The sequence below is a fragment of the Nocardia otitidiscaviarum genome (assembly GCF_007362295.1).
Taxonomy (GTDB): domain Bacteria; phylum Actinomycetota; class Actinomycetes; order Mycobacteriales; family Mycobacteriaceae; genus Nocardia; species Nocardia otitidiscaviarum.
Genome location: NZ_CP041695.1, coordinates 47,804 through 71,775, shown reverse-complemented (window position 1 = coordinate 71,775; position 23,972 = coordinate 47,804). Strand labels below are relative to the sequence as shown.

General features: G+C 66.4%; 23 protein-coding genes and 4 tRNA genes. 1 reads left to right on the top strand and 26 read right to left on the bottom strand.

Annotated elements, in window-relative coordinates; genetic code table 11:
• Positions 1-64 precede the first annotated feature (64 nt).
• The 24 genes from rpoB to FOH10_RS00290 form a co-directional block, all read right to left on the bottom strand.
• A complete protein-coding gene (rpoB, locus tag FOH10_RS00405) occupies positions 65-3,574 on the bottom strand; it encodes a DNA-directed RNA polymerase subunit beta (protein ID WP_143979184.1) in 3,510 nt (1,169 codons plus the stop codon).
• A 484-nt stretch (positions 3,575-4,058) separates the two neighbouring features.
• Positions 4,059-4,919, bottom strand: a complete 861-nt coding sequence (locus tag FOH10_RS00400) for a hypothetical protein (protein ID WP_143979183.1) — start codon at positions 4,917-4,919, stop codon at positions 4,059-4,061.
• Between the two features lie 12 nt (positions 4,920-4,931).
• Positions 4,932-5,630, bottom strand: coding sequence for a hypothetical protein (locus FOH10_RS00395; protein WP_143979182.1), 699 nt, complete (start codon positions 5,628-5,630; stop codon positions 4,932-4,934).
• 28 nt (positions 5,631-5,658) lie between these two features.
• Positions 5,659-6,921 carry an MCE family protein gene (locus tag FOH10_RS00390; RefSeq protein WP_143979181.1) on the bottom strand — a complete coding sequence of 421 codons (1,263 nt, stop codon included), beginning with the start codon at positions 6,919-6,921 and terminating at the stop codon, positions 5,659-5,661.
• Positions 6,918-8,198: an MCE family protein gene (locus tag FOH10_RS00385; protein WP_143979180.1), complete on the bottom strand. Its 1,281-nt coding sequence runs from the start codon at positions 8,196-8,198 to the stop codon at positions 6,918-6,920. Before FOH10_RS00385 ends, FOH10_RS00390 begins: the two co-directional genes overlap by 4 nt.
• Positions 8,195-9,451, bottom strand: coding sequence for an MCE family protein (locus tag FOH10_RS00380; RefSeq protein ID WP_143979179.1), 1,257 nt, complete (start codon positions 9,449-9,451; stop codon positions 8,195-8,197). The genes FOH10_RS00385 and FOH10_RS00380 overlap by 4 nt, the downstream gene beginning before the upstream one ends.
• 2 nt (positions 9,452-9,453) lie before the next feature.
• Positions 9,454-10,461 carry an MCE family protein gene (locus FOH10_RS00375; RefSeq protein ID WP_143979178.1) on the bottom strand — a complete coding sequence of 336 codons (1,008 nt, stop codon included), beginning with the start codon at positions 10,459-10,461 and terminating at the stop codon, positions 9,454-9,456.
• Positions 10,461-11,540: an MCE family protein gene (locus FOH10_RS00370; RefSeq protein ID WP_186000664.1), complete on the bottom strand. Its 1,080-nt coding sequence runs from the start codon at positions 11,538-11,540 to the stop codon at positions 10,461-10,463. Before FOH10_RS00370 ends, FOH10_RS00375 begins: the two co-directional genes overlap by 1 nt.
• On the bottom strand, positions 11,537-12,889 hold the full coding sequence (locus FOH10_RS00365) for an MCE family protein (RefSeq protein WP_143979177.1): 1,353 nt from the start codon (positions 12,887-12,889) through the stop codon (positions 11,537-11,539). The genes FOH10_RS00370 and FOH10_RS00365 overlap by 4 nt, the downstream gene beginning before the upstream one ends.
• The gene (locus FOH10_RS00360; RefSeq protein WP_029925925.1) at positions 12,886-13,752 is read right to left on the bottom strand and encodes an MlaE family ABC transporter permease; all 867 of its coding nucleotides are present in this window, start codon (positions 13,750-13,752) and stop codon (positions 12,886-12,888) included. Before FOH10_RS00360 ends, FOH10_RS00365 begins: the two co-directional genes overlap by 4 nt.
• Before the next feature lie 3 nt (positions 13,753-13,755).
• Positions 13,756-14,550: an MlaE family ABC transporter permease gene (locus tag FOH10_RS00355; protein ID WP_029925926.1), complete on the bottom strand. Its 795-nt coding sequence runs from the start codon at positions 14,548-14,550 to the stop codon at positions 13,756-13,758.
• Between the two features lie 10 nt (positions 14,551-14,560).
• Positions 14,561-15,613, bottom strand: a complete 1,053-nt coding sequence (locus tag FOH10_RS00350; RefSeq protein ID WP_186000663.1) for an ABC transporter ATP-binding protein — start codon at positions 15,611-15,613, stop codon at positions 14,561-14,563.
• A gap of 255 nt (positions 15,614-15,868) precedes the next feature.
• Positions 15,869-16,255 (bottom strand): 50S ribosomal protein L7/L12, encoded by a 387-nt coding sequence (rplL, locus tag FOH10_RS00345; protein ID WP_143979175.1) that lies wholly within the window; start codon positions 16,253-16,255, stop codon positions 15,869-15,871.
• 72 nt (positions 16,256-16,327) lie between these two features.
• The gene (gene rplJ / locus FOH10_RS00340; RefSeq protein WP_029925932.1) at positions 16,328-16,858 is read right to left on the bottom strand and encodes a 50S ribosomal protein L10; all 531 of its coding nucleotides are present in this window, start codon (positions 16,856-16,858) and stop codon (positions 16,328-16,330) included.
• Between the two features lie 414 nt (positions 16,859-17,272).
• The gene (gene rplA, locus FOH10_RS00335; RefSeq protein ID WP_029925934.1) at positions 17,273-17,986 is read right to left on the bottom strand and encodes a 50S ribosomal protein L1; all 714 of its coding nucleotides are present in this window, start codon (positions 17,984-17,986) and stop codon (positions 17,273-17,275) included.
• Between the two features lie 69 nt (positions 17,987-18,055).
• The gene (gene rplK, locus FOH10_RS00330) at positions 18,056-18,490 is read right to left on the bottom strand and encodes a 50S ribosomal protein L11 (RefSeq protein ID WP_029925936.1); all 435 of its coding nucleotides are present in this window, start codon (positions 18,488-18,490) and stop codon (positions 18,056-18,058) included.
• 172 nt (positions 18,491-18,662) lie between these two features.
• Entirely contained in the window at positions 18,663-19,433 is a 771-nt protein-coding gene (gene nusG, locus FOH10_RS00325; RefSeq protein WP_244961501.1) for a transcription termination/antitermination protein NusG, read from the bottom strand.
• A gap of 131 nt (positions 19,434-19,564) precedes the next feature.
• Positions 19,565-19,948 carry a preprotein translocase subunit SecE gene (gene secE / locus FOH10_RS00320; protein WP_425326123.1) on the bottom strand — a complete coding sequence of 128 codons (384 nt, stop codon included), beginning with the start codon at positions 19,946-19,948 and terminating at the stop codon, positions 19,565-19,567.
• A gap of 31 nt (positions 19,949-19,979) precedes the next feature.
• Positions 19,980-20,052, bottom strand: a tRNA-Trp gene (locus FOH10_RS00315).
• A 185-nt stretch (positions 20,053-20,237) separates the two neighbouring features.
• Positions 20,238-21,293: a fused (3R)-hydroxyacyl-ACP dehydratase subunits HadA/HadB gene (locus FOH10_RS00310; protein ID WP_143983778.1), complete on the bottom strand. Its 1,056-nt coding sequence runs from the start codon at positions 21,291-21,293 to the stop codon at positions 20,238-20,240.
• A gap of 222 nt (positions 21,294-21,515) precedes the next feature.
• A complete protein-coding gene (gene rpmG / locus FOH10_RS00305) occupies positions 21,516-21,686 on the bottom strand; it encodes a 50S ribosomal protein L33 (RefSeq protein ID WP_029925945.1) in 171 nt (56 codons plus the stop codon).
• A gap of 41 nt (positions 21,687-21,727) precedes the next feature.
• Positions 21,728-21,800, bottom strand: a tRNA-Met gene (locus FOH10_RS00300).
• Positions 21,801-21,879: 79 nt separating this feature from the next.
• A tRNA-Thr gene (locus FOH10_RS00295) sits at positions 21,880-21,952 on the bottom strand.
• Positions 21,953-22,177: 225 nt separating this feature from the next.
• Positions 22,178-22,260: transfer RNA gene (locus FOH10_RS00290), tRNA-Tyr, on the bottom strand.
• Between the two features lie 142 nt (positions 22,261-22,402).
• Here FOH10_RS00290 and FOH10_RS00285 point away from each other — a divergent pair.
• Positions 22,403-22,894 carry a YajQ family cyclic di-GMP-binding protein gene (locus FOH10_RS00285; protein ID WP_039817512.1) on the top strand — a complete coding sequence of 164 codons (492 nt, stop codon included), beginning with the start codon at positions 22,403-22,405 and terminating at the stop codon, positions 22,892-22,894.
• Between the two features lie 120 nt (positions 22,895-23,014).
• On the opposite strand, the gene FOH10_RS00280 is transcribed toward FOH10_RS00285, so the two are convergent.
• Entirely contained in the window at positions 23,015-23,446 is a 432-nt protein-coding gene (locus tag FOH10_RS00280) for a VOC family protein (RefSeq protein ID WP_143979173.1), read from the bottom strand.
• 100 nt (positions 23,447-23,546) lie between these two features.
• Complete coding sequence (locus FOH10_RS00275; protein WP_143979172.1) at positions 23,547-23,966, bottom strand: helix-turn-helix domain-containing protein; 420 nt, start codon at positions 23,964-23,966, stop codon at positions 23,547-23,549.
• Positions 23,967-23,972 lie beyond the last annotated feature (6 nt).

Genomic DNA, 23,972 nt, shown 5'->3' with positions numbered 1-23,972 from the left:
GAATGAGCAAAAGTCGCTAGTTCCGTTGCCCCCGAGGGTCTTCCGACCCTCGGGGACCGATCGCTCACTGCGCCAGGTCGTCGACCGTCGCAGCCTCGTTGCGGGACAGGTTGATACCCAGGTTCGCCGCGGCGCGCTCCAGGTCCTCGTCGTCGCCGTCGCGCATCTCGATGGCGGCGCCGTCGGAGGACAGCACCTCCACGTTCAGGCACAGCGACTGGAGTTCCTTGAGCAACACCTTGAACGACTCCGGAATACCCGGCTCCGGAATGTTCTCGCCCTTGACGATGGCCTCGTAGACCTTCACGCGGCCGACCACGTCGTCGGACTTGATGGTGAGCAGTTCCTGCAGCGTGTAGGCCGCGCCGTAGGCCTGCATGGCCCAACATTCCATTTCACCGAAGCGCTGACCACCGAACTGCGCCTTACCACCGAGGGGCTGCTGGGTGATCATCGAGTACGGGCCGGTCGAACGCGCGTGGATCTTGTCGTCGACCAGGTGGTGCAGCTTCAGGATGTACATGTAGCCCACGGCCACCGGGTACGGGAACGGCTCACCGGAGCGGCCGTCCAGCAGCACCGCCTTGCCGTTCTCGTCGACCATGCTCTCACCGTCGCGGTTGGGCAGGGTGGAGCCGAGCAGACCGGTCAGCTCCTCCTCGCGCGCACCGTCGAACACCGGGGTGGCGATATTGGTGTCGGCCTCCTGGCCCCACATCTCCTCCGGCAGGTTCTTGGCCCACTCCGGATTGCCCTCGACCTGCCAACCGGTCTTGGCGATCCAACCCAGGTGGGTTTCGAGCACCTGACCGATGTTCATACGACGCGGGACACCGTGGGTGTTGAGGATGATGTCCACCGGAGTGCCGTCGGGCAGGAACGGCATATCCTCGACGGGGAGGATCTTGCCGATCACACCCTTGTTGCCGTGACGGCCGGCGAGCTTGTCACCGTCCTGGATCTTGCGCTTCTGCGCCACATACACGCGCACCAGCTCGTTGACGCCCGGCGGCAGATCGTCGTCGTCATCACGGGAGAACACCCGCACACCGATGACCTTGCCCGACTCACCGTGGGGCACCTTGAGGGAGGTGTCACGCACCTCGCGGGCCTTCTCACCGAAGATCGCGCGCAGCAACCGCTCCTCCGGCGTCAGCTCGGTCTCACCCTTCGGCGTCACCTTGCCCACCAGAATGTCACCGTCACGCACCTCGGCACCGATGCGCACGATGCCCCGCTCGTCGAGGTCGGCGAGGACCTCGTCGGAGACGTTCGGGATATCGCGGGTGATCTCCTCGGCACCGAGCTTGGTGTCACGCGCGTCGATCTCGTGCTCCTCGATATGAATCGAGGTCAGCACGTCCTCCTCCACGAGACGCTGCGACAGGATGATCGCGTCCTCGTAGTTGTGGCCCTCCCACGGCATGATCGCCACCAACAGGTTCTTACCCAGGGCCATCTCACCGTTCTCGGTGCACGGCCCGTCGGCGAGCACATGCCCGGCCTCCACCCGCTGCCCCTCGTCCACGATCGGACGCTGATTCGCACACGTGCCCTGGTTGGAACGCTCGAACTTGCGCAGCCGGTAGCTGCGGCGAGTGCCGTCATCGTGCATGACGGTGATGAAATCGGCCGAAACCTCCTCCACCACACCGGCCTTGGCGTTCACGACCACGTCACCGGCGTCGACCGCGGCGCGCAGCTCCATACCGGTGCCGACCAGCGGCGCGTCGGAACGGATCAGCGGCACGGCCTGACGCTGCATGTTCGCGCCCATGAGGGCACGGTTGGCGTCGTCGTGCTCGAGGAACGGGATCATGGCGGTCGCCACCGACACCATCTGGCGCGGCGAGACATCCATATAGGTGACCTCGGCCGGGGAGACGAACTCCATCTCCTCGTTGCCGCGGCGGGCGAGCACGCGCTCCTCGAGGAAGTTGCCGTCGGCGTCGATCGGCGAGTTCGCCTGGGCGCGGACCTCGCGGTCCTCCTCGTCGGCGGTGAGGTACACGACCTCATCGGTGACGATGCCGTTGACGACCTTGCGGTACGGGGTCTCGATGAAACCGAACGGGTTGACCCGCGCGTACACCGAGAGCGAACCGATCAGGCCGATGTTCGGGCCTTCCGGGGTCTCGATGGGGCACATGCGGCCGTAGTGCGACGGGTGGACGTCGCGGACCTCGAGGCCCGCGCGCTCCCGGGACAGACCGCCCGGACCCAGCGCCGACAGGCGACGCTTGTGGGTCAGACCCGACAGCGGGTTGTTCTGGTCCATGAACTGCGACAGCTGCGAGGTGCCGAAGAACTCCTTGATCGCCGCCACCACGGGGCGGATGTTGATCAGGGTCTGCGGCGTGATGGCCTCGACGTCCTGGGTGGTCATGCGCTCACGCACGACGCGCTCCATGCGGGACAGGCCGACGCGGATCTGGTTCTGGATCAGCTCGCCGACCGTGCGCAGGCGGCGGTTGCCGAAGTGGTCGATATCGTCGACCTCGACCGGCACCTCCGCGCCGCCGGGCGCGGTCATGACCTTGTCGCCCTGGTGCAGACGGACCAGGTACTCGATGGTCGCGACGATGTCCTCGCGGGTCAGCACCGAACCCACGACCGGCTCACCGGCGTGCAGGCCCAGCTTCTTGTTGACCTTGTAGCGGCCGACACGCGCGAGGTCGTAGCGCTTCTCCTTGAAGAACAGGTTCTCCAGCAGGGTCTGCGCGGACTCCTTGGTCGGCGGCTCGCCCGGACGCAGCTTGCGGTAGATGTCGAGCAGCGCCTCGTCCTGGCCCGGAGTGCTGTCCTTCTCCAGGGTGGACATCATGATCTCGGAGAAGCCGAAGCGCTCGGTGATCTCCTCGGTGGTCAGGCCCAGGGCCTTCAGCAGCACGGTGACCGGCTGGCGGCGCTTGCGGTCGATGCGCACGCCGACGGTGTCGCGCTTGTCCACGTCGAACTCCAGCCACGCACCGCGCGACGGGATGACACGCACCGAGTGCAGCATCTTCTCGGTGGACTTGTCGATGGTCTCGTCGAAGTAGACACCGGGCGAACGCACCAGCTGCGAGACGACGACGCGCTCGGTGCCGTTGATGATGAACGTGCCCTTGTCGGTCATCATCGGGAAGTCGCCCATGAAGACCGTCTGAGACTTGATCTCACCGGTGTTGTTGTTGATGAACTCCGCGGTCACGAAGAGCGGCGCCGCGTAGGTCATGTCCTTGTCCTTGCACTCCTCGATGGAGGCCTTGACCTCTTCGAAGCGCGGGTCGGAGAAGGACAGCGACATGGAGCCGGAGAAATCCTCGATCGGCGAGAGCTCCTCGAGCACCTCCTCGAGACCGCCGGTCGGATTGACGTCGCCGCGCGCCGCCGCTCGCTCCCGCCAGTCTGACGCGCCGATCAGCCAGTCGAACGAATCGGTCTGTAGATCGAGAAGACCCGGAACCTCCAGAGGCTCACGGATCTTCGCGAAAGACACCCGCTTCGGGGCTCCGGGGACTGTGTAGAAATCACGGCCCGCCGTGGTGGCCTTGGTCTGGGTGGAGACTGCCAAGATGCGTCCTTCCAGCACCTCACGCGCAGTCGCGTGGTGGTCCGCGACCGTCGCTTGTCTGCTACGAATTCCGCTGGTCCCCACCCGAACGAAACCCGAACAGCAAGCAGCGGAAGTAACACCGGAAGGTGGAACTTTCGTCGATGCGAACAAGGTATGGACAGGAGGCAGCCAGCGCAACGTCCAAAACTACACCCAAACCTACGGGGGTGTCAAAGTACCACCCGTTGCGGGTCGCGGCGGGCTGGCGCGCCGTACCGGTTCAACTGACACGCTGTCGGTGTTCCCGGCCCACCGGGAGTCCCGTCTTCCGCTGGCTGCGATTGCCGGGTCACCGTTCGGGGCGAACCCCTGTGACAGCTGCCGCTGTTGTGAATAGCGTGACGGCTCGGACGAAACTCGTCAAGTGCGGCCGGTCCGACGCGTGGCGCGAGATCGTTTGGCGCGCTGGCAGATCACCGAAAAACCGGCCCCCACCAGGCGTGTGAATTTCCTTGACGGATCAGTTGTCGGCGATCTCGGCGGCCAGCCAGCGGCCGTCCACCTTCTGCATCCGAAGCACCACCGGACCGGAGGCGAGCGGTTCCGGGGTGCCGTCCCGGACCGCGGAGACATTGAGGTTCACCAGCAGTTCGGCGCGCTCGGGCGTGAGCAAAGTCACACCGATCGGATCGGTGGTCACCTCGGTGTCGGTCGCCGCCTGCTTGATGGTGCTGACCGTGGTGTCGATGTACTTCTCCAGATCCGCGCGCATCTGCTCGGTCAGCACCGCGCCGACGGAGTCCTTCCACTGGTCGATCTCGGCGGCCCGGTAGCCGTAGAGCGTGGACAGGGCGTGATCGGCGGCGGCCTTCACCTCATCGGTGGCCTGATTGTCGACATAGGCGAGATTGTCGTCGTCGACGCCGGGACGCAGGGCCGCCACCACGGCGAAGACGCCGAGCAGGACCGCGGCGATACCGCAGCCGATCGCGAGCCGCCAGGAACCGCCGCGCGCCGCGGCGGCACGGGACACGGTCTCCCCGCCGGGAGATGTCGAGGCGGCACTCGATGTCGCCCGCCCCGCCTTCCCGAGCCGAACCTTCGGGGTCCCGGCCTTCGCGGACGCGACCGCCGGGGCCCCCGCCGCGCGAGACGCGCCCTTCGGGGTCCCAGCCTTCGCACGGGTTTCCCCGCGCGCCGTGGCGCCCCCGCTCAGCCGATCGGAATCACCGGCGCGTGAGCGGTCGGCATCCGCCGCGGTCCGCCACGCCGATCCGGTCTGTCCCTCGCGGCCGAGGGCGCGGCGGGAGGACGAGTCCTGCGGTGTGCCGGAGGTGCGGCGCTTGGGCGTGACGCGGTTGACGGGTCGTTTGTCGGCCATGGTCGCTGCCTCCTATCGGCCCGGCGCTTGCGGTTGCTGATCCGTCGGCTGCTGGTCGGCGGACTCGGGCTGATCGCCGCCCTGCGGCTGATCGCCGGACTGCGGCTGATCGCCGGAGGATGGCTGCTCGGTGGGTGCGGGCTCGGTGGGCAGCGCGCCCGCGTCGAGCGATACCGGCTCACCCAGGTTCCGCGCCTGTTCGGCCTTCCAGGTGTCGCCTTCCTTCACCATGTCCAAATTCCACAGCTGACGGAAGGTGGCCGGTTGACCGCCGGGCCAGGCGCGGGTGATGCGCAGCACGACGAAGGCGGTGGCGCGGTCGTTCTCGCTGGCGAGCGAGGTGATGGTCGCGCCCTCCACCTCCGACCGCATGCGAGTCCGGGCCTCGGCGACCTGGGCTTTCAGCGAATCCAGATCCTTGGTCTGCTCCTCCCGGAGCGCGCCGGTGGTGGAGGACAGCATGGTCCGCAGTGATCCGTCGACGTCGTCGGGGTCGAAGGTCATGAGGTTGACCGCGGCCTGCCGGGCGTCGTTCAGGGCGGTGTCGCGAGCGTCGGCGCGACCGTTGTCCTGCACGAGCCCGCCCACGATCCAGGCGTAGCCGAACCACGCCGCGGCCACCGCGGCCACCGCGAGCAGGGCGACGGCGGCCACCGTGACGCCCGTGCGCACGGAGCGGTCGACGGATTCGCTGTCGTGTTGCTGACTCACGCCGTCACCATACTTTCCGCCGGATTCCTCACCGTTTCGGCGTCACGCCGAGCAGCGTGGCCAGTTGGGTGGCGACCGGATTGAGATTCAACTTGTCCGGATCGACCTTGGGGTTGTCGTCCCACGGCTGCGGCACGCTCGGATCGGCGAACTCGGCGCGCTCACCACCGCGCACTGCCGTCGGATTGCCTTGCGGCACCAAGCATTTGGCCTCGGTGTTGAACGGGAAGTCGTCGCGGCTGTCGTCGAAATCCGGGTTCTGCGCCCGCATCTCGTCCAGAATCCGCTGCGTGCCCTCGTAGCCGACCGTGCAGGCGGGCGGATTATTGGTCTCCAGCACCAGGCCGAAGTGGGTGGTGCCGTCGCCGGGAGCGGTCGCCGACGCACCGATGGACAGCAGCGGCAGCATCTGCAGCACCGGGCCGAGCGCGTAGAACTTCGGCGAGATGGTGAGCAGCAGGGTGCGCAGGTTCGCCAGGTCGCGGGTGAGCGCGTCACCGCTCTCCCGCAGCAGCTGCGAGATCTGACTGCCCGCGTCGGTGCCGGTGCCGATCAGCCGCCGCACGTCCGGATCGCTGGAGCGCAGCTGCGCCGAGAGCCGGTCCAGGCCGTCGCTGAACTGCCGGATGGCCGGGGACTGTTCGGCCTGGGTGGTCAGCACGGTCTGCGCGTCCCGGATGAGCTGCAGGGTCTGCGGCAGCGCGTCCACGCCGGTCTCGGTGAACCGGGCCAGCGAATCCACCAGCACCTGGAGTTCGTCGCCCTTGCCGTCGAACGCCTTGCCGAGTTCGGTGATGGTGGTGGACAGCGCCACCAGGTCGGTGGTGCTGGCGAAGTGATTCACGCTGGCGAGCAGATCCTCGACCGGGATCGGGGTCCGCGCGCCGTCGATCACGGAGCCGTCCCGCAGATACGGCGCGCCCGCGCTGCTGGGCACCAGATCCACGTACTGCTCACCGATGGCGGATCGGTTGGCCACCACGGCTTTCGCACTCTGCGGCACCTTGGGCGCGCCGGAGTCCAGCTCGAGCGTGATCAGCACGCCGTCGGGAATGATCTCCTGCTTGCCCACCCGGCCCACCGGAACGCCCCGGTAGGTGACCTCCGCGCCCGGAGACAGATTGCCCGTGGTCGCCCGCTTGTCGTCGGTGTCGACGATCCGCACCTGCACCCGGTACTGGCCGAAGCCCAGCATATTGTCCAGGCGCACGTACTTGGCGCCCACGAACACCACGCCGAGCACGGCGATCAGCCCGAAGGCGATCAGCTGGTAGCGCACCAGTTTGCTCATCGCGGACCACCCACTCCCAGCTGGTCGAGCAGTGAACCGAGCGGATCGGTCGGAATGGGCAGTCCGGCGGGGAGCTGCGGGCGCACCACGGTGGGCGGCAGCGGCAGCAGCGAGACCGTCGGCCAGCCCGGACGCGGGCCGTTGCCGTTGTAGTACGGATTGGATCCGTCCACCGGCACCGGCCGTCCGTTCGGCGGGATGTACACCGGGTCCTGTTTGCCCACACCGAGATTCGACAGCAGCGTGCCGATCTGCAGGTCCACCGACAGCCAGGTGTTGACCTGTCCGCCGAAGGCGGACTTGATGGCCTCGTCCGGGAACGGGTAGGTCGGAATGAGCGGGAACGCGGTGACCAGGTCGTCGGCTCCGCTACCCAGCGCCTGCAGGGTGGGGCGCAGCGAGTTGAGATCGCGGATCAGGTCGTCCTTGGAGTTGTCCAGGACGTCGAATCCAGCCTGGCCGACCCGGTCCAGCTGGCCGAGCAGCTGGATCAACTGCGGCCGCTGCTCCTCCAGAATCCGGATGCCGGTGGGCAATTCGTCGAGCACCTGCGAGATCTGGGTGGTCTGCCCGCTCAGGCGACTGCTCAGGGTGTCGAGCCCGTCCAGTGCGCGGGTGATGTCGTCGACCTGCCGGTTCAGTCCGTCGATCAGGGTGTTCGCCTGCTCCAGCAGATCGCGCACCGTGCTCTCGCGACCCTCGAGCGCCTTGTTCAGCTCCACCACGATGGGCTGCAACTGCGCCACGCCGCCGCCGTTGAGCAGCAGGGACAGCGCGCCGAGCACCTGTTCCACCTCGGTGGCGGTGCGGGTGTTCGCCACCGGGATGACCGCGTTGTCGGCCAGCTTGGCCGGGGCCGGGTCGTGGGTGGGCACCGACAGTTCGATGAACTTCTCGCCCAGCAGATTCGTCTGCCGCACCTCGGCGCGGGCATTGGCGGGCAGGTCCACCGAATTGCGCACCACGGCCTTGACGCTGGCGGTCCAGCCGTCCGGCGCGAGTTCGATCTTGTCGACGCGGCCCACCGCCACACCGTCCACCTTGACCGTGGACTGCGGCACCAGGTCCAGCACATCGGCGAAGCGGATATCGAGGTGCAGCGGATCGTCGCCGACGCTCGGTCCGCCGGGCAGCGGAATGCTGTACGCGCCGTCGCCGCATCCGGCCAGCAGCGTCACCGCACTCAGGGCGGTCGCCACGGCGGCGACACGACGGCCGAATGCGCTGCCGCGGCGGCGGATTCCCGATGCGAGCACGCGCGAGCGAGGGCTGTTCATCGCTGTCCACCTCCTTCCGACGGCGGGGCCTGGTCCGACGGATTGCCGGGCACGGTGCCCGGCACCGGGGCACGCTGCTGGTTCTCGCCGCTCAGGATGCCGAACGGCAGGATCAGCGACGGTGTCGTCACACCCGCGGTGATCTGCGCGGCAATGGTCTCGCAGTGATCGAGGATGGGCCGCATCTGCCGGGTGATGGCGTCGAACTTCGGGTCGCCCGGGCGCAGCTTGCCCAGATCCAGCATCTTGCAGATGACCCCGAAGGGATCCTGCAGATCGGTGAAGTTCGGGCGCATGTCGAGGGTGCCGGTCTCGCCGTTGTGCACATTGATCAGATTGCTCAGCGCGGTCGGGATGAGCGGCAGCGCCGCGGCCAGATCCTCGCGCTGGTCGGCGAGGGTCTGGGTGAGCTGGGTCAGCGCATCGGCATTGGCCTGCACCAGTTCCCGGTTGTCGTCGATGAACCGGGCCACGTCGCCGAGCGCGACGGACAGCAGGTTCAGCGCGTCACCGAGGGTGCTGCGTTCGTCGGCGAGGAAGCCAGCCAGATCGGCCAACTGTGCGTTGAACTGCCGCACCTGGGCGTCGTTGCGCGCCAGCGCGGTCACGAACACCTGCAGGTTCTTCACCGTGTCGAAGATGTCGGATCGCGAATCACCCAGCACGGCGGCGGCTTTGGACAGCTGCTCGAAGCTGTTGGCCAGCGCCTCGCCGTTTCCGGCCAGATTGGCGGAAGTGGTGCGCACCAGCTCGTTGAGCGCCCCCTCCTTGTTGGCGCCTTCGGGCCCCAGCGCGTCGGAGAGTTCGGTGATGCTCCGGTAGAGCCGGTCCACCTCGACCGGGGTGGCGGTGCGTTCTTTAGGAATGGTGGCCTCGCGCCCCATCTTCGGCCCGCCCCGGTACACCGGCGCGAGCTGGATGTAGCGGTCCGACACCACCGAGGGCGTGATCTGCGCGGCCTTGGCGTCGGCCGGGATGTCGTATTCGCGGTCGACGCTCATGACGATCTTCACCTGATCGCCCATGGGCTCGATGGAGTCCACCCGGCCCACCGGCACGCCGAGGATGCGCACATCGGAGCCCTCGTAGATGCCGATGGACTTGTCGAAGTAGGCGGTGATCCGGGTGGTGGTGAACTTGTCGAAACCCCACCACGCCACGGCGGCGATGAGCACCGCACCCGCTACGACGGCGGCGAGGATCGCCCTGCCGCGCGGGGATTCCCGCAGACCGGTCAGCACGTCGCGAGCCATGGCTAGCCTCCCATCTTCCGGATCGGTTCGCGGTAGCCGGGCACTTCCGGCAGCGCGGGCGGAATCAGGTTGGTGATCACCGCGTCGAACCAGCGGCCGGTGCCGAGCACATTGGCGTAGAGGCCGTAGAACGGCGCGGCCAGCGTCAGTGTCTTGGCGATGTCGGCCTGGTGGGCATTGAGGATGTCGATGGTCTTGCGGAGATTGGTGAGGGCGGGCCCGATCTGTTCCTCGTTGTCGTGCACCAGGGCGCTCAGTTCCGCGCCGATGGTCTTCGCACCCGTGAGCAGCTGCCGGATCGCCTGCTGCCGGATATTGAGTTCGGCCAGCAGTTGACCGCCGTTCGCGAGCAGGCGTTCGAATTCGGCATTGCGGTCGGCCAGCACCTGGCTGGTCTGCTTGGTCGCGGCGAACAGGGTACGCAGCTTCTCGTCCCGCTTGGCGATCGACTCCGAGAGCCGGGCGACGCCGTCGATGGAGCCGCGGATCTCCGGCGGGGTCGCCGAGAACGCCTCCGACAGCACCCGCATGCTCTGGGCCAGCTGTGCGGTGTCGGTCTGCTCGATGTCCTCGGCGGCGTCGCTGAAGGCGTCCACCACGTCGTAGGGGGATACCGTGCGCGACAGCGGGATTCGTTCGGAGGGGTCGGCCGCGCCGGAGCCCTTGGGGTCCAGGGTCAGGTACTTCTGGCCCAGCAGCGTCTTGATCTGGATGGAGGCGGTGGTCTCGTTGCCGATCCAGGCGTCCTGGGTGCGGAAGTCGACCAGCACGCGGTCGCCGTCGAGCCGCACATCCTGGACGGAGCCGACCTTGACGCCCGCGATGCGCACCTCGTTGCCCTGCTTCAGCCCGGCGGCCTCGGAGAATTCCGCGGTGTACTTGGTGCCCGCGCCGATGATCGGCAGCCGGTCGAGGCTGAACGCGGTCATGGTCACCAGCAGCACCATGGCCAGGCCGATCCCGCCCATGAAGGCCGGGCTGCGTGCGCCGAGTACGGTCCGGTCGTCCATCAGCGGCCTCCCTTTCCGTGGCAGCGCGGCGCCGGGTTGGTGTAGATCGGCTGGTTGATGGTGGGCATGTCGGCGGGCAGGTTCAGCTGCGGCGCGTCCTGCACACCGGGCCCGGCGACGATGTCGATGCCGCACAGGTAGAACTGGAACCAGGAGCCGTAACTCGCGGCCCGGCCCAGTTTCTCCATCTTGATGGGCAGATTGGTCAGCCCCTCGTCGACCTCGGGCTGCCGGGCGTTGAGGGTGCCGGTGAGCTGCTCGAGGCCGGCAATCGCGCCCTGCAGATTGGGCCGGGTCGGCACCAGCAGGTCCGCGGTGGCGGCGGCGAGGTCGCCCAGGGAGCTGACCGCCTGGCCGATGGTGCCGCGTTCGGCGTTCAGTCCGGAGATCAGCGCCTCGGTGTTGACGATGAGCTGATCGAGTTGTCCGTCGCGCGAGTTGACGGCCTCCAGCACCGCGTTCAGGTTCTCCACCACCGCGCCGATCACCGCGTCCTTGTCGGCGATCTTGTTGGTGAGGCTGGCGGTGCTGGCCACCAGATCCCGGATGGTGCCGGATTCGCCCTGGAAGACCTGGATGATCTCGTAGGACAGCTTGTTCACGTCATCCGGTGTCAGGGTCTGGAACAGCGGCCGGAAACCGTTGAACAGCTCGGTGAGGTTGAGCGCGGGCGTGGTGTGCTCCAGCGGGATGGTGGCACCCTCGTTGATCTTGCGACCCTGCTCCCCCGGACCCTGTTCCAGCGCGATATAGCGCTGGCCCACCAGATTTCGGTACTTGATGGTGGCCGTGGTGGAGGCGGGCAGCCAGTCGCGGTCGTTGAGTTCGAACCGCACCTCGGCCAGCCGCCGCTCCACGATGGACACCCCGGTGACCTTGCCGACCCGCACCCCGGCGATGCGCACCTCGTCGCCCGGATTGAGCGAGGTGACATCGGTGAAGCGAGCCTTGAACTCGGTGCCGCCGCCGGTGTAGTTGGCGATGGTCAGGCCCAGGATGCCGGTGGCCAGCACGGTCACCACCACGAAGGCGACGAGTTTGGTCAGGGTGGGGCCGAGGCCGCGCAGTGTGTCGGTCATCGCACGCTCACCTCACTGCCGCGCAGGGCCGGGGCCGCGATCCGGGTCACCCAACCGGGCACCTCGTCCGGCGAGACGCCGTGTGCCGCACCGTAGATCGCGCCGAGGGTCTGCTGTTCGGCGGGCGATCCGACAGAGCTGGGAGTGAACGGACCGTATACGCGGTACTGGGGTTCGGGCATGAGTCCGATGCTCTGGTCGCCGGGATTGCGGCTGGGCGGCTGGTAGGAGCCGTCGTTACCGGAGCCGTTGGTGTACTGGCCCGGATCCACGCCGAGCGGATACTCCGGGATGCACATGGCCCCACGGGGATCGAACCAGCGCGGCTCGTCCTGGTTGGGCAGGTAGCGGCCGCGCGGATTGACGATCTCCACGGACACGCGCGAGCCCGGCAGATCGGTGCCCTTGCCGAAGATGTCGTCGATGCGCGGCTTCATCTGCGCGAAGTTCGCCAGCGAGCAGGAGTAGCCGGGCGAGTACTTCGCCAGCGCCTCCAGTGCGGGCCGGGAGTCGGCGGCCACGTCGATGATGTTGTCGCGGTTGGCGATCAGGAAGTCGGCGGTGGTCGCGGCGCTCGGGGTGAGCGTGGCCAGCAGGGTGTCGATCTGTGAACGCTGCTGCACGATGGTGGCATTGGTGGTGCGCAGATTGTCCAGCGCGGAGACCAGCTGCGGGGCGGCGTCGGCGTAGGTGTCGGCGACGGTGGCGAACTGGCGCAGATCCTCCTGCAACGTGGGCAGTTCCACGTTCACCTCGGCGAAGATGCGATCGAGCCGGTCGATGGTGTTGCCGAGCTCCTCGCCCCGGCCCTGCAGCGCCTGCGAGAGCGCGCCCAGCGTGGAGGCCAGGTACTGCGGCGGCACCGCCTGCAACAGCGGCAGCAGATTGTCCAGCAGCTGGCTCACCTCGACCGCGTTGCCGGAGGTGTCCTGGTACAGGGTGACGTCCTCGGTCAGCCTGCCGGTCGGATGCTCCGGCCACACCAGGTCCACGTACTTCTCGCCGAAGAGGGTTTTCGGCAGCAGCCGGGCGGTGACATTGGCCGGGATCTGCTCGGCCCGATCCGGGTCGATGGCCAGATGCAGGGTGACCTCGCCGTCGGTGAAATCGCTGGAGCGCACCTCGCCCACCGTGATGCCGCGAACCTTCACGTCCGCGTTGCGGGTCAACGCGTTTCCGACCGTGTCGGTGATGAGGTCGACCCGCACGGTCTCCACGAACGCCTTGTTGTAGACGGCGATCGTGGTGCTGAGGAACAGCGCCATCACCACGAAGAACAGCACCCCGAGGGTCCGGGTGCGCAATGTCTCCGTGGACCGCCACAGTTGCACGCGCCTCGGATTGCTCATCCGGCCACCCGCACCGTCGTGGTCGTGCCCCAAATCGCCAGGGACAGGAAGAAATCGAGAATGTTCACCAGCACGATCGCCGCGCGCACCGCACGTCCGACGGCCACGCCCACACCCGCCGGACCGCCGGTGGCGTTGAAGCCGTAATAGCAGTGCACCAGGATGATGACGAAGGCGAATACCAATACCTTGAGGAACGAATAGAGCACGTCCTCGGGTGGTAGGAACAAACTGAAATAGTGGTCGTAGGAGCCGCTGCTCTGCCCGTTGAAATAGATGCTGATCGACCGCGACGCCAGATAGGTGCCCAGCAGACCGACGATATAGAGCGGAATGACGGCCAGGAATCCCGCGATCACCCGGGTGGTCACCAGGAACGGCACGCCCGGCACCGCCATCACCTCGAGCGCGTCGATCTCCTCGGAGATGCGCATGGCGCCCAATTGCGCGGTGAATCCACAGCCCACCGTCGCCGAGAGGGCCAGCGCCGCGACCAGCGGCGCGAGTTCACGGGTGTTGATGTAACCGGTCAGGAAGCCGGTGAGCACGCCGGAACCGAGGGCGTCGAGCGCCTTGAAGCCCTGGAGACCCACCACCACGCCGACCGACGCCGACATGAACACGATGACGCCGATGGTGCCGCCGATCACCGCGAGCGCGCCCGATCCGAAGGTCACCTCGGCCAGCAGCCGCATGACCTCCTTGCGGTAGTGCACGGCCGTGCGCGGAATCCAGGCGATGGCGCGGGTGTAGAACGACATCTGATCGCCCGCGCGGTCGATGACGTTCACCGGCGACTTGAGCACGCCGACCACCCGGCGCGCCGACCGACCGAGGGGTGTGGTGCGCTGCGCGACGACCATGGATCACGCGCCCTTGGCGGGGACGACCTGAAGATAGATCAGGGTGAGGATCAGGTTCAGGAAGAAGAGGACCAGGAATGTGATCACCACGGATTGATTCACCGCGTCACCGACTCCTTTCGGACCCCCTTTTGGATGCAACCCCTTGTACGAGGCGATGACCGCCGCGACCAGACCGAAAATGGCCGCCTTGATCTCGCCGATCCACAGGTCCGGCAGCTGCGCCAGCGCGGAGAACGACGCCAGATACGCGCCCGGCGTACCGCCCTGCAACCCCACGTTGAAGAAGTAGCCGCCGGCGATGCCGACCACCGAGACCAGGCCGTTGAGCAGCAGCGCCACCAGCATCATGCCCAGCACCCGCGGCACCACCAGGCGCTGCACCGGATCGATGCCGAGCACCTCCATGGCGTCGATCTCCTCGCGGATGGTGCGCGAGCCGAGATCGGCGGCCACGGCCGACCCGGCGGCGCCGGCGATGATCAGTGCGGTCACCACCGGAGCCGCTTGCTGGACGGTTGCGAGCACACTGGTCGCGCCGGTGAACGACTCCGCGCCGAGCTGCTTGATGAGCGAGCCGGTCTGCAGGGCGACCACCGCGCCGAACGGGATTGCTACCAGAGCGGCCGGGAGGATCGAGACGCTCGCGATGAACCACGACTGTTCGATGAACTCCCGCCACTGGAACGGCCGACGGAAAGTCTTGCGCGCCACGTCGAGCAGCAGCGCGAAAATGTTGCCGGCTTGGGCAAGTCCCGACTCGACCGGTGTGCGCAGCCGTGTCAGGGATCGATTCACGGGCCGTATGTTACCCGTTAGTCAGGTCGTGTCCAGCCGTAGTGTCGAACGCGCCCTGGTACGCGGGAATGACCTGCGTGTCGCCGTTTTCGTCGAGCGATTCCTGAATGGCGACCTGAGCGGCGTGCGGCAGCGTGTGCATGATCTGGCGCACCCGCTCGCGACGGCGGTACACCGCCTGACGCACCGGCATACCCGGGGTCGCCCGCATTTGCGGAATGATGCCCTCGACCTCTTCGGCGCCACCGGCGTGGTGACCGGCGTCGAACATGGCCTGCTCGCGCGCCATCTGGGCCTCGTCCTTCTCCTCGGACATGCCGATGGGGCCGTTCATGCGGCCGTTGAGGAACTGCTTGACCACCGGCTCCTCCGAGGTGAGCAGCACCTCGCGGGGGCCGAACATGACCAGTTGCCGGCGGAACAGCATGCCGATGTTGTCGGGCACCGAACGGGCGAGGTTGATGTTGTGGGTCACGATCAGGATCGTGGCGTCGATCTGCGAGTTGATGTCGATCAGCAGCTGCGACAGATAGGTGGTGCGGACCGGGTCCAGACCGGAGTCGGGCTCGTCGACGAGGATGATCTGCGGATCCAGCACCAGCGCGCGGGCCAATCCGGCGCGCTTGCGCATACCGCCGGAGATCTCACCCGGGAGCTTGCCCTCCGCGCCGAGCAGACCGGTCAGCTCCAGCTTCTCCATGACGATCTTCTTGATGTCCGACTCGGACTTCTTGGTGTGCTCCCGCAGCGGGAAGGCCACATTGTCGAAGAGGTTCATCGAGCCGAACAGCGCACCGTCCTGGAACAGCACGCCGAAGAGCTTGCGGATCTCGTAGAGTTCCTTGTTGGAGCAGGTGGTGATGTCGGTGCCGTCGATGTAGATGGACCCGCGCTCCGGGCGCAGCAGACCGATCAGTGACTTCAGGAAGACGGATTTACCGGTACCGGAAGGGCCGAGCAGAGCGCTGACTTCCCCCGGCGGCAGGGTCAGGGTGACATCCTGCCAAATACGCTGCGAACCGAACGACTTGGTGATGCCTTCGGTCCTGACCTCGACGCCCACGCCAACCTCCACAATTCTCCGACGAGCGCACTACTGCGGCAGACCACGGGTTACTTCGCGCGGTGTGGCGCATCACAGTAGGTCCGGTCACTGTATCGCATGTGACCCGTCCCGGACACCGGGACCTGACTCACGAGTAGAAACCTGCGTTCGCGATCGCCGATCACGGCACGATCACAATGTCGAACGGACATCGGAGAATACGAAAAGGGCGGCCCCGTGACGGGACCGCCCTTCGCAGCGTGTGCCGTGAGATTACTTCACGGAAACCTTGGCGCCGGCCTCTTCCAGCTTGGCCTTGGCGGCCTCGGCGGCGTCCTTGGCGACCTTCTCCAGGATCGGCTTCGGGGCACCCTCGACCAGGTCCTTGGCTTCCTTCAGGCCCAGGCCGGAGACGATCTCGCGGACCACCTTGATGACCTGGATCTTCTTGTCGCCGGCACCCTCGAGGATGACGTCGAACTCGTCCTGCTCCTCGGCGGCCTCGGCGCCACCGGCGGCCGGGGCACCGCCGACAGCGGCGACGGCGACCGGAGCGGCAGCGGTGACCTCGAACTTGTCCTCGAACGCCTTCAGGAACTCCGAGAGCTCCAGCAGGGTCATGTTGCCGATTTCCTCGAGCAGCTGCTCAACGTTGGCCATTGTGTTTCCTTTCGGTGGTGATCATCGCCGCGCGGCGGCGACGACATGCTCGGTGGTTGTGAGGTGCAGCCGTCAGGCCGCTTCGCCCTCGTTGCGCTTCTTCTCTTCCAGCGCAGCGACCAGGCGGGCGGTCTTCGAGGCCGGGGCGGCGAACAGCCCGGCAGCCTTGTAGAGGTTGCCCTTCATGGCGCCGGCCAGCTTGGCCAGCAGGACCTCGCGGGACTCCAGGTCGGCGATCTTCTCGACCTCGGACACGGACAGCGCGGCGCCGTCCATGTAGCCGCCCTTGATGACCAGCTGCTTGTTGTCCTTGGCGAACTGCTTCAGGGCCTTCGCGGCGTCGACCGGCTCACCGGAAATGAAGGTGATCGCGGTCGGACCGACGAACAAGTCATCCAGGCCAGTGACGCCCGCCTCGGCGGCGGCCAGCTTGACCAGGGTGTTCTTGGCGACGGAGTAGGTAGCGTTCGCACCCAGCGCACGACGCAGCTCGGTGATCTTGCCGACCGACAGGCCACGGTACTCCGTGACAACGGCGGCCGTGGATCCCTTGAACTGCTCCGCGATCTCCGCGACCGCGGTGACCTTCTCGGGCTTGGCCATACTTCGCCTCCTCTCTGGATGGTCGGTTCTCGATGAACTACCGACGTCCGGTGGGAGGCCCGGAGACAAAGCAAACGCCCCGGACGCAGAGTGGTCCCGGGGCGTACAAGAAACATGTGGCGAGGTGATTCGCGATGTTTCCCAACCTCGGCTCTCCCTGCGTGGGCCGCCGGCAATATCGCCGGACCTTCGACTGCCTGACGGCAGCGACCAACGGTCTTCGGTAGAACGATTGGGGTGGACATCGAACGCGTCGATGACCGTGGATCAGAATAGCCGAAGGGCCACCCATCCGCCAAAACGGGGGTCGGTGACCCCCCGGTGCGCGAACCCGACGGGTGCGCAAAGCAAAGAGCCGGTGCGGAATTCCGCACCGGCTCTTTCGTTTTCGCGTGTGCTACGCGACCGGGAGGATTACGCGTCCTCGTCGGTCAGGTTGCGGGTGCGGTTCGGATCCACCGGGATGCCCGGTCCGGTGTTGGTCGAAATCGTCACCTTCTTGACGTAGCGGCCCTTCGCGGTGGAGGGCTTCACACGCAGGATCTCCTCGAGGGCGGCGCCGTAGTTCTCGACCAGCTTGGTGTCGTCGAAGGACGCCTTGCCGATCACGAAGTGCAGGTTGGCCTGCTTGTCGACGCGGAAGTTGATCTTGCCGCCCTTGATGTCGTTGACGGCCTTGGTCACGTCGGGGGTGACGGTGCCGGTCTTCGGGTTCGGCATCAGGCCGCGGGGGCCCAGCACGCGCGCGATCCGGCCGACCTTGGCCATCTGATCCGGGGTGGCGATGGCGGCGTCGAAATCCAGCCAGCCGCCCTGGATGCGCTCGATCAGGTCCTCGGCGCCGACGGCGTCCGCACCGGCGGCCTCGGCCTCGGCGGCCTTGTCGCCGACCGCGAACACGATGACGCGGGCGGTCTTACCGGTGCCGTGCGGCAGGTTGACGGTGCCGCGGACCATCTGGTCGGCCTTGCGGGGATCGACGCCCAGACGGACGGCGACCTCGACGGTCGCGTCGGTCTTCTTGGTGGCGGTCTCCTTCGCCAGGCGGGTGGCCGCCAGCGGGGAGTACAGCTGCGAGCGGTCGACCTTGGCGGCCGCCTCGAGGTAAGCCTTGCTTCGTTTTGCCATGATTGTCTGTCCTTGTCTCAGTCAGAAGTGGTGCGGGACTGGCCGTCCCTCCCACGGGAGCCGGAAGGCTCACTCCGCGATGGTGATTCCCATCGAGCGGGCGGTGCCAGCGATGATCTTCGCCGCGGCGTCGATGTCGTTGGCGTTCAGGTCTTCCTGCTTGGTCTTGGCGATCTCACGGATCTGGTCCATGGTGACCTGGGCGACCTTGTTGCGGTGCGGCTCGGCCGAACCCTTTTGCACACCGGCGGCCTTGAGCAGCAGCTTGGCGGCGGGCGGGGTCTTCAGCTTGAAGTCGAACGAGCGGTCTTCGTAGACCGTGATCTCGACCGGGATGACGTTGCCGCGCTGCGACTCGGTCGCGGCGTTGTACGCCTTGCAGAACTCCATGATGTTGACGCCGTGCTGACCCAGCGCCGGACCGACCGGCGGAGCCGGGTTGGCCTGGCCGGCCTGGATCTGGAGCTTGATGAGCCCAGCGACCTTCTTCTTCTTCGGGGGCATCTTTCTTCCTTGGGTAGGTTCCTTACGGATTCCCGTAAGCCTTATCCGGGACATGCGCCCATTCGCGCTCCGAATGTCAAGTCGAAACGCAGGCGCAACCCGGCAAGTCTACGCGGACGCGAAAAGGGCGGTGATACCGGCCCGTCGGCCGGATATCACCGCCCGATCGCGCTTAAATCTTGGCGACCTGAGTGAAGGCCAGTTCGACCGGAGTCTCGCGGCCGAAGATCGAGACCAGCACCTTGAGCTTCTGCTGCTCGGCATTGACCTCGGAGATGCTGGCCGGCAGCGTCGCGAACGGGCCGTCCATGACGGTGACCGACTCGCCGACCTCGAAATCGACCTCGATGACCGGCTTGGCGGGCGTGGCCTCGCCACCGGCGGCGGGGGACGCGGCGGCAGCGGCGGCGGCCGGGGCGGCCTTCTTCTGCTGCGCGGCCGGAACCAGGAACTTCACCACGTCGTTGATCGACAGCGGGGACGGCCGCGAGGTCGCGCCCACGAATCCGGTGACGCCGGGGGTATTGCGCACCGCACCCCAGGACTCGTCGTTCAGATCCATGCGGACCAGGATGTAGCCCGGCAGCACCTTGCGGTTGACGTTCTTCTTCTGGCCGTTCTTGATCTCGGTGACCTCTTCGGTCGGAACCTCGACCTGGAAGATGTAGTCCTCGAGACCGAGGTTCTGGACGCGGGTCTCGAGATTGGCCTTCACCTTGTTCTCGTATCCCGCGTAGGAGTGGACGACATACCAGTCGCCGGGGGCGCGGCGCAGCGCTGCCTTCATCTCCGCGACCGGGTCGGCGGGCTCGGCGTCTACGGGCGCGGCGGGCTCAGCTTCCGCGGTCGGCTCAGCGGCCGCGGATTCCTCGACGCTCTCGGTGGCATCCACCGTGTCGTCGACCGGGAATTCGTCGGTTGTGCCGTTCTCCGGGGTGCTCACTGGGCACTCGCTTTCCTGTGTCGTCACGTACATCCTGTGCGCGCCGGGTGTCTTACCCGGCGGATGGCTCCGCCCTCTCGGACATTCGGCCGAACCACCTGTCCGCGACGGTACCTGGCGTCGGCGGTCAGCTAGCCGAACAGCCAGTCGACACCCTTCACGAACGCCACATCCAATCCGGCGATGAACGCGACCATGAAGACCACGAACACCAGGACCACGCTCGTATAGGTGATCATCTGCTTGCGGTTCGGCCAGATGACCTTGCGCAGTTCCGAGATGACCTCTTTGAGGAACTTCACCAGGCGCTTGAACGGATTGCCCGAACGACCCGTGTCGGCCTTCGCCTTCTTGGACGGCCGGTCCATGGTCGCGACCGGACCCGTCGAGGTCTTCGTCAGCGACGGCGTCGAGGCCGCGGTGCGTCGCCGGGTGGAACGCTTACCGCTCGGGCGAGCCACCGCGGTGTCTTCGCCGTCCTCGGCAGCGCCGTGGCGATCATCCCGCTCGCTCACGTCGATCCTCTCTCGTCGCTGGCATTCAGGGCAGGGGCGACAGGACTTGAACCTGCAACCTGCGGTTTTGGAGACCGCTGCTCTGCCAATTGAGCTACGCCCCTTCGGCTGAACAGAGTTGTCGGTCGTCCAGCCACCGTTTCATATTCATTTGTACCCGGGACTCACACAACACGCGCGCCGCTCCTCCGAGCAGCGCGCAGCGGCTGGTGACCCCAGAGTCCCGAGTGTACGGGAATCCACTCGGGAATCGCCAATCGGGTATGTGGCCCGGTGTCGTATGCCTCGATCAGGCCAGCTGCACGGTGGCGGTGGCGCGGCCGAAGATCTTGCGGCCCTGGGACTTGGCGACGATGGCGACGACGGCCGTTCTGGTCTCCGGATCCATGGACTTCACCTTGCCGGTGTACTCGATCTCGGCGGCGCGGTCGACGGGAACGTAGACGGGGCTGGTGAAGCGGACGTTGTACTCCTTGACCGCGCCCGGATTGCCCAGCCAGGAGGTGACGAAGCCGCCGCCCAGGCCCATGGTGAGCATGCCGTGCGCCACCACGTTCTCCAGGCCGACGAGCTTGCAGACGTCGTCGCTCCAGTGGATCGGGTTGGCGTCGCCGGAGACACCGGCGTAGTTCACCAGATCGCCGCGGGTGAGCCGGACGATGCGGGTGGGCAGCTCCTGGCCGACGGTGACGTCGTCGAAGCGGATGGCGTGCTTGGCGGGCACATCGCCACGGGTCTGCTGGACCGGAACCGGGGTGGCGTGCACCTGGTTCGCCGCATCGGCGTCGGCCTGGTGGTCGGGGCGCTCGTCCGGGCCGATGCCGTGCATGAGCACATTGCGCACCGCGTCGGAGAGATTGGGATCGATGTCACCGCCGCTGCGGCCGATCAGGGTGGTGTAGGTGGTGAGCACCAACTCGTCGTTCTGCGCGACCACATCGTTCTTGGTGACGATGATGTCGCCGCCGAACGCCTGCCGGAACGAGTGCAGGTAGACGATGCAGGACAGCCGGTCACCGGCCTTGATGGGGCGGTGGAACTCCAGGATCTGATCGGTCTGCATGATCTGACTCAGGTCGTAACCGGTGACGACCTGCTCGAACAGCTTGCGCTGGGCCAGGATTCCGACCAGGGAGATGAAGGTGAGCGGCGCGACCAGACCGTCGTAGCCGTACTCCCGGGCGGCATCCTCGTCCCAGTGCACCGGGTGGTAGTCCTGCACGGCGCGGGCGTACTCGCGCACCTTCTCGCGGCCGACCTCGTAGTAGTCGGCCACACGGTAGTGGTGGCCCACCATGGCGGCGGCGTGTGCGGCGGGATCGAAAGCTTCACCCGAATCGACCATGTCGGCCTCGATATCCTGTACGACCTCGGTGTTGAGAGTCACGGCAGAGTTGAGAGTCACGGCAGAGAAGTCCCTATCTGATCCCAACCCGGGATCGGCGGAGCGCTGAACCACCGCTATATACACCAAGTGCCGGACCGGGGCCACTGTCCCTGTGTAGGAGGGACGTAGCGGCTTACCGTTCCGGCACTTCTTCCACGCGGTAGAGCGCGCGGGGTTAAGTTAGCGGGATTCGCGGTGCGCCCGGTGGGTACCGCAGTTCGGGCAGAACTTCTTCAGTTCCAACCGATCCGGGTCGTTCCGGCGGTTCTTCTTGGTGATGTAGTTGCGGTGCTTGCACTGCTCGCAGGCCAAGGTGATCTTTGGCCGGATATCAGTGGACTTCGCGGCCACGATTTGCCTTCTTTCCGGTCAGCCTGATGGGTATCAGTATGTAGCGATGGCCGGACTCGAACCGGCGACACAACGATTATGAGTCGTTTGCTCTACCGCCTGAGCTACACCGCCTTACGCGCGGTATTGGCAGCAGCGACGGCCCGGTCATTCTAAAGGGAGTGCCGAGTCGGTCACCACCGGCAATCCGGCGAGCCCCCTAACGGAATCGAACCGTTGACCTTTTCCTTACCATGGAAACGCTCTGCCGACTGAGCTAAGGGGGCATGTCTGCTTGGCTCCGACCCGAAGGGCGGGGCGCTGAAGACTTGAACGAGGTTACACAACATCTCGACCCAACTCCAAACCGGGTGGTCAGGGGTGGTTTTTAGCGATGATCGAGGGGTGACCAGAGTGCTTCACCGCAACGCCCGAAACCGACCGTCCATCCGAACCGCACCGTGAAAACACAGAACCCCTTGGGACCGGTTCGGTCCCAAGGGGTTCGAGTGTGGCAGGTGTAGGATTCGAACCTACGTAGGCTCTCGCCGACAGATTTACAGTCTGCTCCCATTGGCCGCTCGGGCAACCTGCCTGGGTACGCCTTGCAGCGCGGTGACGAGAATACATCGAACCCCCGCCCGGAATGCAAACCGGCTGGAAAACGCGGTGTCCGACGGACTACGGTCGGCGTTCGAACCCCCCACAAACTTCCGATCTCGGACAGGAGCACAAGCGTGGCCGATTCATCGTTCGATGTCGTCAGCAAGGTCGACCGACAGGAGGTGGACAATGCGCTCAACCAGGCGGCCAAGGAGCTGAACACCCGCTACGACTTCCGCGGGACCGGTGCGGGCATCGAATGGTCCGGCGAGGAGAAGATCGTGATCCAGGCCGAGTCCGAGGATCGCGTGAAGGCGGCGCTGGAGGTGTTCAAGGAGAAGCTGATTCGCCGCGACATCTCGCTCAAGGCGTTCGACGCGGGTGATCCGCAGGCCTCCGGCAAGGTGTACAAGATCACAGGAACCCTGGTGCAGGGCATCTCCCAGGACAACGCGAAGAAGATCTCCAAGAAGATCCGCGACGAGGGCCCCAAGGGTGTGAAGGCGCAGATCCAGGGCGAGGAACTGCGGGTCAGCTCCAAGAGCCGCGACGACCTCCAGGCCGTGATCTCGCTGCTGAAGAACAGCGACTTCGAGGTGGCGCTGCAGTTCGTGAACTACCGCTAGCGATCGGCATCGGCGCGGCGAGGGAACCGGATTCGCGCCCTGCGACCGCCGCCGGACCCGCTGCGTGACGGAGTGGGGTGTGGCACCCGACCGGGTGTCACACCCCACTTCCGTCTCTATCTAGTTACCGGGGTCGAACGGGCGCTTCTCCACGATGACCAGCCAGTTGCCGGAGTTGTCGCGGATCACCGCCTCCACGCCGTACGGGCGTTCGGCGGGCGGCTGCACGATCTCCACCCCCTTGGCGGTGAGTTCCTCGATTGTCTTGTGGCAGTCGTCGGTGGCCAGACCGAGGGCCCCGTGGCTGCCCTTGGCGAGGGCGCGGCGGGTGGCCTCGGCCAGGTCGTCGTCGAGCGGCGGGCCGGGCAGCATGAGGGTGACCTCGAGTTCCGGATGATCCGGGTGGGCGACGGTCACCCAGCGGAATCCGTTGTCGCCCATGGTCACATCGGCGGTTTCGACGAAGCCCAGCTTGTCGATGTACCACTGTTTGGCGGCGGTCTGGTCCAGGACGTACACGGTGGCGAGCGAGACGTGCGTGATTGCGGTCATGCCCCCAGGCTATGGAGCCGGCGGCCCGCGCGGCTTCTCCGAAATTGCTCTGCTCGAGGAAATCGCCCAACTCGGGAAACCGCTCAGCTCGAGTCTGTCGCTAGTCGGGCAGCCGCCGATCCGACAGACCGTGGATGAACACGAAGCAGCCCGGAATGCGCGGCGTGCCCTCGGCGGCGAACTTGGCCTGGTAGTCCGAGGGCGACATGCCCACCAGTTCGGTGAACTTGCGGCTGAAGGAGCCCAGCGAGGTGTAGCCAACCAGCATGCACGCCTCGGTCACCGTGACATTGGTGGCGCGCAACAGGTCCTGCGCGCGCTCGATGCGGCGTTCGGCCAGGTAGACGGCGGGCGTCTTGCCGTAGGTGGCCGCGAAGCTGCGCAGGAAGTGGTACTTGGAGACCCCCGCCGCGGCCGCCAGACTGTCCAAGTCCAGCGGCTCGGCGTAATTCCGGTCCGCCAGATCCCGCGCCCGCCGCAGATGCGGGAGCAGATCCTCGGGAACCGGCCGGGCCGACATGGCGGA

Bases quoted from the DNA above. Each gene is read 5' to 3' on its own strand.
- FOH10_RS00275 (WP_143979172.1), bottom strand. From the start codon at position 23,966: ATGTCGGCCCGGCCGGTTCCCGAGGATCTGCTCCCGCATCTGCGGCGG.
- FOH10_RS00375 (WP_143979178.1), bottom strand. From the start codon at position 10,461: ATGGACGACCGGACCGTACTCGGCGCACGCAGCCCGGCCTTCATGGGC.
- FOH10_RS00370 (WP_186000664.1), bottom strand. From the start codon at position 11,540: ATGACCGACACACTGCGCGGCCTCGGCCCCACCCTGACCAAACTCGTC.
- rplK (WP_029925936.1), bottom strand. From the start codon at position 18,490: ATGCCCCCGAAGAAGAAGAAGGTCGCTGGGCTCATCAAGCTCCAGATC.
- FOH10_RS00360 (WP_029925925.1), bottom strand. From the start codon at position 13,752: ATGGTCGTCGCGCAGCGCACCACACCCCTCGGTCGGTCGGCGCGCCGG.
- FOH10_RS00380 (WP_143979179.1), bottom strand. From the start codon at position 9,451: ATGGCTCGCGACGTGCTGACCGGTCTGCGGGAATCCCCGCGCGGCAGG.
- rplJ (WP_029925932.1), bottom strand. From the start codon at position 16,858: ATGGCCAAGCCCGAGAAGGTCACCGCGGTCGCGGAGATCGCGGAGCAG.
- FOH10_RS00280 (WP_143979173.1), bottom strand. From the start codon at position 23,446: ATGACCGCAATCACGCACGTCTCGCTCGCCACCGTGTACGTCCTGGAC.
- FOH10_RS00385 (WP_143979180.1), bottom strand. From the start codon at position 8,198: ATGAACAGCCCTCGCTCGCGCGTGCTCGCATCGGGAATCCGCCGCCGC.
- rplL (WP_143979175.1), bottom strand. From the start codon at position 16,255: ATGGCCAACGTTGAGCAGCTGCTCGAGGAAATCGGCAACATGACCCTG.
- rplA (WP_029925934.1), bottom strand. From the start codon at position 17,986: ATGGCAAAACGAAGCAAGGCTTACCTCGAGGCGGCCGCCAAGGTCGAC.
- FOH10_RS00390 (WP_143979181.1), bottom strand. From the start codon at position 6,921: ATGAGCAAACTGGTGCGCTACCAGCTGATCGCCTTCGGGCTGATCGCC.
- FOH10_RS00310 (WP_143983778.1), bottom strand. From the start codon at position 21,293: ATGGTCGATTCGGGTGAAGCTTTCGATCCCGCCGCACACGCCGCCGCC.
- FOH10_RS00365 (WP_143979177.1), bottom strand. From the start codon at position 12,889: ATGAGCAATCCGAGGCGCGTGCAACTGTGGCGGTCCACGGAGACATTG.
- FOH10_RS00400 (WP_143979183.1), bottom strand. From the start codon at position 4,919: ATGGCCGACAAACGACCCGTCAACCGCGTCACGCCCAAGCGCCGCACC.